Below are 1969 nucleotides of genomic sequence, written 5' to 3'. Positions count from 1 at the left end.
CGGCGGCGTGAGGACGGAGGCGACAGCGCAGGCCCAGGCTCCCCTCGCCGCCACGCACGCCGGCGCGGCGGAGGCCCCCGCGGAGCCGGAGGAGCCAGCGGAAGCGCAGTCCGGGCCCCGGGCGATCACCCCGCCCCCCAGCGCCCCGCCCTTCGATCCCGCACTCCTCGCGCGCATCCGGCAGGTCATCGCCGACCGCGCCGCCGGAGCCGGAGATCCGACCGATGAATGACCGGCGGGTGGCGACGCTGAAGCTCCTCGCGCGGATCGAACGCGACGGCCTCCAGGATGTCGTCCGCAAACATGCGCTCGTGCAGAAAGGCATCGAGGACCGCCGCGCCGAGGCATCCGCGCTTGCCGGGCGGATCGAGACGGAGACAAGCACGATCTCGGCCGAAACGGCCCCCTATGTCGGCGCCTTCATCAGCGCGGTGCGGGCCGAGATCGGACGCTACGATACCGAACGGCGCATTCTCGAACGCGAGGCCGAGACCCTTGCGGACGATGTCCGCGACCGGTTCCGCAGGACGAAGACGGCCGAGCTTGCGGCCGCGAAGGAGATGCGGGCCGTCCTCGCCCGGCGCCAAGGTGCCGAGGACCGCGAGCGGCTGGACGACATGCTCCTGCGCGGACAGGACGGGCCGGTGTCATGACCCGCCCGCGCGGAACCCGGCGTCCTTGGTCAGCCGAACCGGCATCCGCGCCCCGGCCCGGCCGGAGCCCTGCGCCGGCCACCCCGTTCGATCCGACAGTGAACGCCATGCAGGAGGTGTCCCATGGATGAACTGAAGCGCGTCATGTTCGTGGAGGACGATGTCGATCTCTTCCCGCTCATCGAAATGTCCCTGTCGCTGATCGGTGGCTTCGATGTACGCGGCTTCATGAACGGCGAGGACGCGGTGAAGGAAGCCCCCGCCTTCGATCCCCAGCTTGTCATGCTGGACTTCATGATGCCCGGCATGGACGGACCGACGACGATGGGCGCCCTGCGGCAGCTCGACGGGTTCGAGGCCAAGCCCTACGCGTTCCTCACCGCCAAGATACAGGAGGAACACGTCAACCGCCTTTATGCGCTCGGGGCGGCGGAGGTGATGTCGAAACCCTTCGATCCCGTCACCCTGCCGGAAGCGCTCACGCGGATCTGGCAGGCCTGGCAGGCCGCGCCGCCGCGCAGCGGGGCCCGGCTCGCCGCCCCGTCCGGTGCCCCGGCGGCCTTCGGAGGGGCCTGAGGTCAGTCCGGAACAAGGCCCGCCCGCAGCCTCGTCGATCGCGACCGCAGGTCGACGACGCGGGCGCCGGGGCGCCTCGGTCGGAGCACCGGTGTTCGCCTCGCCTCGCGCCGTGTGTGGCGCGTTGGCCTTCGCGGGTCTCGGCCGCGCGGCGGGCACCGGCGACCGAGGCAGACGCGCGCGTCCCGCGGTCGCGCGGCACGGCGCCGTCGAACCGGGTGCGCCCCGGCGATCAGGCGTTGAAGAGGAAGTGCAGCACGTCGCCGTCCTTCACGACGTAGCCCTTGCCCTCGACGCGCATCTTGCCCGCGTCCTTCGCGCCCTGCTCACCGCCGAGCGCGACGTAGTCGTCATAGGCGATGGTCTCGGCCCGGATGAACCCGCGTTCGAAGTCGCCATGGATGACCCCCGCCGCCTGCGGCGCGGCCGTGCCCTTGCGGATCGTCCAGGCGCGCGCCTCCTTCGGGCCCACGGTGAAGTAGGTCTCGAGTTCCAGCAGCGCGTAGCCCGCGCGGATCAGCCGGTCGAGCCCCGCCTCCTCGAGGCCGAGCTCGGTCAGGAACATCTCCGCCTCCTCCGGCTCGAGCTGCGCGATCTCCTCCTCGATGCGGGCGGAGATGACGACATGGCCCGCGCCCTGTTCGGCGGCCATGCGCGCGACCTTCTCGCTCAGCGCGTTGCCGGTGGCGGCCTCCGCCTCGGCCACGTTGCAGACGTAGAGGACGGGTTTCGCCGTCAGG

3 protein-coding genes and 1 pseudogene are annotated in these 1969 nt (G+C 71.6%); 3 read left to right on the top strand and 1 reads right to left on the bottom strand.

The window, feature by feature from the left end:
- From ACTS11_RS15265 to ACTS11_RS15255, 3 genes and pseudogenes are all read left to right on the top strand, one after another.
- A pseudogene (locus tag ACTS11_RS15265) lies at nucleotides 1-232 on the top strand (hypothetical protein); the annotation flags it as partial.
- Nucleotides 225-653, top strand: coding sequence for a hypothetical protein (locus ACTS11_RS15260; RefSeq protein ID WP_442641157.1), 429 nt, complete (start codon nucleotides 225-227; stop codon nucleotides 651-653). The pseudogene ACTS11_RS15265 and the gene ACTS11_RS15260, both read left to right, overlap by 8 nt.
- A gap of 123 nt (nucleotides 654-776) precedes the next feature.
- Entirely contained in the window at nucleotides 777-1229 is a 453-nt protein-coding gene (locus ACTS11_RS15255) for a response regulator (RefSeq protein WP_442641156.1), read from the top strand.
- Nucleotides 1230-1461: 232 nt separating this feature from the next.
- On the opposite strand, the gene ACTS11_RS15250 is transcribed toward ACTS11_RS15255, so the two are convergent.
- Nucleotides 1462-1969: DUF933 domain-containing protein (locus ACTS11_RS15250; RefSeq protein WP_442641155.1), on the bottom strand; the 508-nt coding region annotated here is incomplete at its 5' end.

It is taken from the genome of Roseicyclus sp., assembly GCF_052168335.1.
Taxonomy (GTDB): domain Bacteria; phylum Pseudomonadota; class Alphaproteobacteria; order Rhodobacterales; family Rhodobacteraceae; genus Roseibacterium.
Note: the sequence above shows the minus strand (reverse complement) of the source record. Positions and strands in the feature narration are given on the sequence as shown.